The sequence below is a fragment of the uncultured Limnohabitans sp. genome (genome assembly GCF_937889215.1).
Classification (GTDB): domain Bacteria; phylum Pseudomonadota; class Gammaproteobacteria; order Burkholderiales; family Burkholderiaceae_C; genus Limnohabitans_A.
The window spans coordinates 1-7,564 of record NZ_CALBEX010000205.1; the positions used below are offsets into that span (position 1 = coordinate 1).

7 protein-coding genes are annotated in these 7,564 nt (G+C 59.4%); 1 reads left to right on the forward strand and 6 read right to left on the reverse strand.

The window, feature by feature from the left end; all coding sequences use genetic code 11:
* Window positions 1–320 (reverse strand): 50S ribosomal protein L14 (gene rplN, locus Q0341_RS05335; protein ID WP_299511042.1); only part of this gene is annotated, 320 nt, incomplete at its 3' end.
* A 321-nt stretch (window positions 321–641) separates the two neighbouring features.
* Here rplN and proC point away from each other — a divergent pair.
* Complete coding sequence (proC, locus tag Q0341_RS05340; RefSeq protein ID WP_299511043.1) at window positions 642–1,466, forward strand: pyrroline-5-carboxylate reductase; 825 nt, start codon at window positions 642–644, stop codon at window positions 1,464–1,466.
* Between the two features lie 23 nt (window positions 1,467–1,489).
* On the opposite strand, the gene ubiA is transcribed toward proC, so the two are convergent.
* The 5 genes from ubiA to Q0341_RS05365 all read right to left on the reverse strand — a co-directional run.
* Entirely contained in the window at window positions 1,490–2,359 is an 870-nt protein-coding gene (ubiA, locus tag Q0341_RS05345) for a 4-hydroxybenzoate octaprenyltransferase (RefSeq protein ID WP_299511045.1), read from the reverse strand.
* A gap of 3 nt (window positions 2,360–2,362) precedes the next feature.
* Entirely contained in the window at window positions 2,363–3,844 is a 1,482-nt protein-coding gene (locus Q0341_RS05350; RefSeq protein ID WP_299511047.1) for a SulP family inorganic anion transporter, read from the reverse strand.
* Window positions 3,845–3,908: 64 nt separating this feature from the next.
* Window positions 3,909–4,670: a DUF3047 domain-containing protein gene (locus Q0341_RS05355; RefSeq protein WP_299511048.1), complete on the reverse strand. Its 762-nt coding sequence runs from the start codon at window positions 4,668–4,670 to the stop codon at window positions 3,909–3,911.
* A gap of 4 nt (window positions 4,671–4,674) precedes the next feature.
* A complete protein-coding gene (locus Q0341_RS05360) occupies window positions 4,675–6,840 on the reverse strand; it encodes a bifunctional TVP38/TMEM64 family protein/FAD-dependent oxidoreductase (protein WP_299511049.1) in 2,166 nt (721 codons plus the stop codon).
* 211 nt (window positions 6,841–7,051) lie between these two features.
* The coding region (locus Q0341_RS05365) for a Fic family protein (protein WP_299511050.1) at window positions 7,052–7,564 on the reverse strand (513 nt) is incomplete at its 5' end.

The window sequence follows — 7,564 nt, forward strand, 5'->3', positions numbered from 1 at the left end:
CGCAATTCACGCGTGACCGGGCCGAAGATGCGGGTGCCAATAGGCTCCAACTTAGCGTTCAGCAACACTGCAGCATTGCCATCGAATTTGATGAGGGAGCCATCGCCACGGCGAATGCCTTTGGCGGTGCGAACCACCACAGCACTGTAGATCTCGCCTTTTTTGACGCGACCACGTGGGGCAGCTTCTTTGATGCTCACTTTGATGATGTCGCCAACACTTGCATAGCGACGCTTGGACCCGCCGAGCACCTTAATGCACAGCACGGACTTAGCGCCGGTGTTGTCGGCTACATCCAACCGAGATTCTGTCTGGATCATTTCTTTGTTCCCAACTTGTATTCTTTGTCTGCCAGCCCAAAAGCCAACAAACAAGAATCAGTCTTGGACCCGTCATTCATGCTGCAAACCACTCGCAACACTTCAGATTGGGCAGATACTTACACCTTTTGCAAGGCGAAGCCCACGATTATGCCAGCAAATGAGGGCGCGTGCAACAACTTCGCAAAAGTTTTTTGCAATTGCCCCGCTCTTTCAGTCATTGGGCCGATTCAAGCGCCAGGACGCCAGCGGCGACAATGTGCGGGCTGCATGCTTCATCACGCACACTGACCGCACAGATATTCCCCTTAGGCCCTCAACATGACCTCTTCTGAACACCACATCGCCTTCATCGGCGGCGGCAACATGGCCAGCGCCATCATTGGCGGCCTGATTCGCAAAGGCATGAAGCCCGATCAAATCACCGTGATCGAACCTTTTGCCCAGACCGCCGCCAAATTAAAGACTGACTTTGGCATCAGCGCCTGGCCCTGCGCCCATCCGTCCTTGGTCCAAGCCGACTTGGTCGTCTGGGCTGTGAAGCCCCAAATGTTCAGCGAAGCCGCAGTTCCAGTCATGCCACACACGCGTCAAGCCCTGCACCTGTCTGTCGCCGCCGGCATTCGCTCGGACAGCATCTGCCGCTGGATCGGTACTGAGCGCGTGGTGCGCAGCATGCCCAATACCCCGGCACTGGTGGGCCAAGGCATCACCGCCTTGTTCCCCTGCCCCAGCGTCACGCCCGCTGACCGATCGCTGGTCGAGCAGGTCATTGGCACCACCGGTCAGTTTCTTTGGGTCACGCAAGAGTCGCAACTCGATGCCGTGACCGCCTTGTCCGGTTCAGGTCCGGCGTATGTGTTTTATTTTTTAGAGGCCATGACCGAAGCAGGCACAGGCATGGGCTTATCGCCCGAGCAGGCCTACCAGTTGGCTGTGGCAACATTCTCGGGCGCAGCCAGCTTGGCCGCAGCATCCACCGAGTCTCCCGAAGTGCTGCGCCAGCGCGTCACCTCGAAAGGTGGCACCACCTACGCGGCCATCACCTCGATGGAGGCCTCTGGCATCAAAGCCTCGTTTGTGAAGGCCATGCAGGCAGCGCAGCTGCGAGCGGGCGAATTGGGCGATGAATTTGGCAAGGCTTGAGGGTTTGAGGGCCAGGGGCCGCATCAGGCGACGCCCGCACCCAGGCTGGTCGACAGCGCCACCCCAGCAAACACACTGAACCCCAGCCAATGGTTCAAGCGAAAAGCCTTGAAGCAGCCTTCTCGGGTGCGGTCCTTGATCAACCATACATGCCAGGCCACTTGCACAGCAGCCCCGCCAAGGCCCGCCCACATCCAAACCCCTCGCGCAGGCGCATCCAGCAACACTGCCCAAACCACCCCATACGCCCCATAAAACCCGGTGATGGCGGCCACATCAAAGCGGCCCAGCGTGATGGCCGAAGTTTTCATGCCGATTTTCAGATCGTCATCACGGTCCACCATGGCGTACTCGGTGTCATAAGCCAGCACCCAAAACAAGTTGCCCAGCAACAAGCCCCATGCCAAAGGCGGCACCTCGCTTTGAATGGCGGCAAAAGCCATTGGGATACCAAAACTGAAAGCCACACCCAACACCGCCTGAGGCATCGAGACCATGCGCTTGGCGTAGGGGTAAACCAAGGTCACTGCCAACGCGGTAAACGACCATGCCACTGCAGCACGGTTGGTGGTGAGCACCAATCCAAATGCACACAAAGCCAAAAAAACACCCACGCCAAGCGCCTCTTTCACGCCCAAGCGCCCACTGGTCACTGGGCGTTGCGCTGTGCGTTTGACGTGCTTGTCAAAATCACGGTCCGCCACATCGTTGACACAGCAGCCCGCACTGCGCATGAGAAAAGTGCCCAACGTGAAGACCACGATCAGATGCCAGCCAGGAAAGCCCCCTGCCGCAACCCACAGGGCTGACAAAGTGGGCCACAACAACAGCAACCAACCTGCAGGCCGGTTCCAGCGAATCAGGTCCAGATAAAGCTTGAGTCGGTCGGCCATGGCTCAATGCCCAATGATCAGGTCTTTGCCGTCTTTGTCGTGCACGGCAAACTTATCGACCAAGGTGGCACTGGCCTGGTTGAGCCCTCGCACTTCCACCTCCACGCCTTCGCGTCGGAATTTGAAGACCACTTTGTCCAAGGCACTGACTGCCGTGATGTCCCAGAAGTGCGCGCGGCTCACGTCAATGACCACTTTGGCGACCTTTTCGCCGAAGTCAAACGCGTTGACAAAGCGCTCGGCGCTGGCAAAAAACACCTGCCCCACCACCTGGTAGCTGTGAGCATCGGGTGTGCGGTCTGAATGCACCAACAAAATTTGGCCAATTTTGTGGGCAAAGAAAAAGCCCGACAACAACACACCGGTCAACACGCCTTGCGCCAAGTCGTGGGTAAACACCGTCACCACCACCGTGGCCAGCATGACCACGCTCGAACTCTTGGGGTGTTCACGCAGGTTCTTGAACGAGCCCCAATTGAAGGTGCCGATCGACACCATGATCATCACCGCCACCAATGCGGCCATCGGGATCTGGCTGACCCACTCACCCAAAAACACCACCAAGATCAGCAACACAACGCCCGCCACCAAGGTCGACAAACGGCCCCGGCCACCGGACTTCACGTTGATCACCGACTGGCCAATCATGGCGCAACCGGCCATGCCGCCAATGAAACCGGTGGCGATGTTGGCCACGCCTTGGCCCACACACTCACGGCTCTTGTTGCTCTGGGTGTCGGTCATGTCGTCGACGATGGTCGCGGTCATGAGCGACTCCAGCAAACCCACCACCATGAGCGTGGCCGAGTAGGGCAGGATGGTCATGAACGTGTCCCAGTTCAAGGGCACGTCGGGCAGCAAGAACACGGGCAAGCTGCTGGGCAACTCGCCCATGTCACCCACGGTGCGGATGTCCAGGCCCAGCGCAATGGACACGGCTGTGAGCACCACGATGGTTACCAGCGGCGAAGGCACGGCCTTGGTGAAGTAAGGCAGGCCGTAGATGATGGCCAGGCCCGCGGCGGTCATGGCATACACATGCCAGGTCACGCCCACGGTGCTCGGGTTGAGCTCGGGCAACTGGGCCATGAAAATCAAGATCGCCAGCGCGTTCACAAAGCCGGTGACGACCGAGCGCGACACAAAGCGCATCAACTGCCCCAGGTGCAGCCAGCCCGCGATCACCTGCAACACACCCGTGAGCACGGTGGCGGCCAGCAGGTATTGCAAGCCGTGGTCTTTGACCAGGGACGCGATCACCAACGCCATCGCGCCCGTGGCCGCCGAAATCATGCCGGGGCGACCGCCCGCAAACGCGATGATGGTGGCGATCGAAAACGATGCGTAGAGCCCGACCTTCGGGTCCACGCCCGCAATGATGGAAAACGCAATCGCCTCAGGGATAAGGGCCAGCGCGACCACCAGGCCGGCGAGGATGTCATTGCGAATATTGAAAAGCCAGGTGCGGCGCAGATGAGCAAGCATGAATAAGGAAGCGCTGAAGGCAAAAGGGCCTTATTTTAAAGTGACCCCATGTCCAGCGATGCCGTCAGCGCCAACGCAGTTGGGCGATCCATCCGCTGCTGCGAGCTTGCGTGTTGTCACTGTCAGCACCAATGACGACCGCGCTGACCGGTGGCAAGGCCGCTGTGGTGCTGCCGGCGGGCAGTTCGTCGCCAAAAAGCACGAGAAAGTCTTGCGCCACGTCGCGCGACACGCTCAGCCACTGTTGCTCTGGTGCGCCGCTGCCTTGCACCACCACGTAACGCACCCGCCTGCTGTAAGGGTTAGCGGCGCTCGTGCTGCTGGTTTGCAGTGGGTCCCACAGGTAACACACGGTGGCTGCGGGCAGGTTTTCACCGGTGACCGCCCGCGCCACGCGCAACAACGTGCGTTCGCCAAAGGGCACGCGATCGAGCGCATGGTCAAACATCACGCAAACTTTGAGCGCGATGTCATCGCCGTCTTTTCGTCGCAAATCGGCCGGTCGCTGGCCCCCGCTCAAGGCTTGGTCCAAGCGCCAGCGCCATTGCAGTATGCCCGCTGTGCCGCGCCACTCGTGTGCCCAAGTGCCGTAAGAGTTGTCGGTGCGCATCTGCACGCCAGCCACACCGTCGACCTGCCCCAAGTCAAAACGCGTGGCGCTGACCTCGGGTTTGTTGGGCAAGCCCACAAACCGCCAGCCCGGTGCCGTGGCGCTGTGCTGGCTGGTGAAGGGTGACAAAGCACCCGACAAAGGCAGTGGCGATGTGGCGTTTGCACTCAATGCCCCGACCCCCACAAAAGCGAGTGCGACGAGGTGTCGAGTCACGACTTCAAACGCCTCGTTTGAAGTCGTGGTATTTCTTGGCCCAAGCCAGCAACTTCTGCGGCGCATGGGCCCGCTTCCATTCGCCTGCCGCGTATTTGTTGGCCTCTGACATCGTGGGGTAGGTGTGGATGGTGCCCAAAATTTTGTTCAGACCCAAGCCATGTTTCATGGCCAGCACGTACTCAGCCAACAAATCTCCCGCATGCGCGCCAACGATGGTCACGCCCAAAATTTTGTCTTTACCCGGCACTGTGAGCACCTTCACAAAGCCGTGCGTTTCGCTGTCTGCAATGGCGCGGTCGAGGTCGTCAATGCCGTACTTGGTCACCTCATAAGGGATATTCTTTTCTTTCGCTTCTTGCTCGTTCAGGCCCACACGCGCCACCTCGGGGTCGATGAAGGTAGCCCATGGGATGACCGAGTAGTCGGCCTTGAACAGCTTCCATTCGCCAAACAGTGCATTGACGGCGGCGTACCAAGCTTGGTGCGCGGCGGTGTGGGTGAACTGGAAGGGGCCCGCCACATCGCCAGCGGCGTAGATATTGGGGTAGATGGTTTGCAGGTACTCGTTGGTCTGCACCGTGCGATGGGTAGGGATGCCCAAGTCTTCCAGGCCATAGCCCTGCAGCCGCGCCACGCGGCCCACGGCGCACAGCAACTGGTCGAACACGATGCGTTTTTCCGCACCGGCGTGTTCCACCACCAAGGTCTTTTCGCCGTTCACCAGTTCGCAGCGCAACGCCTTGTGGCCGGTGAGCACTTGCACGCCGTCGGCCTCCAGTGAAACTTTGGCAAGTTCGCTCACCTCCTCGTCTTCGCGCACCATGATGCGTGCACCCATTTCCACTTGTGTGACGTGCGAACCCAGACGGGCAAAGCTTTGTGCGAGTTCGCTGCCGATGGGGCCACCGCCCAACACCACCAAACGCTGGGGCACTTCATCGAGCTTCGCAAATTCGTCCCACAACGTGTCGCTGGTCACGTAGCCCACGTCATCCAGACCGGGCAGTGGCGGCACAAAGGGGCGGGCACCAGCAGCGATCACGATGCTGCGGGCCGTTAAGCGTTGGGTTGTGCCGTCGTTCAACGCCACCTCCACCGTCCACGGGTTCACTAATCTGCCGTAGCCCTGCAACACCTCCACGCCCAAGCCCGTGTAGCGCTCGATGCTGTCGTGTGGCTCGATGGCGGCAATCACGTCGTGCACCCGCTGCATCACCGCCTTGAAACTGAAGCTCGGTGATGCGTCACTCAGACCGTACTTCGACCCATGACGCATTTGTTGGGCCAGCTTGGCGCTTTTGATCAGCGCTTTGCTCGGCACGCAGCCGTAGTTCAAGCAGTCGCCGCCCATTTTGTGGGCCTCGATCAGCGTGACCTTGGCCTTGACCGCTGCCGCGATGTAGGCACTGACCAAACCACCGGCGCCGCCGCCGATGACAATCAGGTTGCGGTCGAAGGTCTTGGGGCGCTGGTCGGCCCAGCGGGCGTAGACCTTGCGCTTTTGCACCGCGGCCACGATGCGACGAGCGATCAGCGGGAAAATACCCAGCAGCACAAAGCTGCCCAAAAGCGCGGGACTCAAAATGCCTTGCACCGATTCGAGCTGCGCCAGCTGCGTGCCCGCGTTCACAAACACGGCCGTGCCGGCCAACATGCCGATTTGGCTGACACCGTAAAAAGTCCAAACCTTCATGCGTGTCAGGCCCATGAGCAAGTTGATCAGGAAAAACGGCACCACCGGAATCAGGCGCAGCGTGAAGAGGTAAAACGCCCCTTCTTTGTCCACGCCCGCGTTGATGTCGGCCAAACGGTTGCCAAACTTGCCCTCCACCCAATCGCGCAAGACAAAGCGCGACGCCAAAAACGCCAGCGTGGCGCCGACAGAAGATGCAAACGACACGATCAACAAACCTTGCCACAACCCAAAAATCGCGCCGCCGGCCAGCGTGATGATGGTTGCGCCGGGGATGGACAAAGCCGTGGCGGCCACATACAGCAAGAAATACACCGCAGCCACCGTGAGCGGCTGCTCAGCGTGCAGCTGGGCAAAACTGGCTTGGCTGGCTTTGAGTTGCTCAAAGCTCAGAAACCGACCCAAGTCGAGGGCCACAAACGCACCCACGGCCAACGCCAGCAAGAGCAACAACAAAATTTGACGAAGGCGCATGAAAAAACTCCAAAATTATCGAGGCCCGGTAACGAGCACCCCTGAGGCGACTTGACCATAACCTCAGTTACCTGTTTATTCGGTAAGATGGGGCAATTAGTTACAACTGCCGCATTCCCCTAATGAATACGACCCTTGAAGGTTTGCGCAACAGGCAAAGGATAGATTTTTGCAGGAGCCCACCACTTGGGCGAAGGACGTGGCACACGCCTTACATCACCCACTCATAAGCCGTATTGCGCCCGCCACTATCCATACGGCGCAACACACCACGCGCTAACAAATCATTGATGTCTCGCAGCGCCGTGTCAGCCGAGCACTTTCCGATGGTGGCCCATTTGGCGTTGGTCAGCTTGCCGTCCATGCCGTCGAGCACGCGGTTGAGCACCAAGGTCTGACGTGCGTTCAAGGGCGTGCCCGCCCAGCGTTGCCAGAACTGGGCTTTGTCCAACACACCTGCCAACAAACCATCAGCACCCTGCACCGCACGCAGCAAGCAGCCCAAAAACCAATAAAGCCACGGGGTCACATCCAGCGTGCCGCGTTGGGTGATTTCGAGTTGCTCGTAATACTGTTTGCGCTCGCGCTGAATTTGCGCACTCAGGCTGTAAAACCGTTGTGCAGAGCCTTCTGCTCGGGCCAAGGCCATGTCGCCCACGGCTCGGCTGATGCGGCCATTGCCGTCGTCAAACGGGTGCAAGGTCACCAGCCACAAATGCGCCAG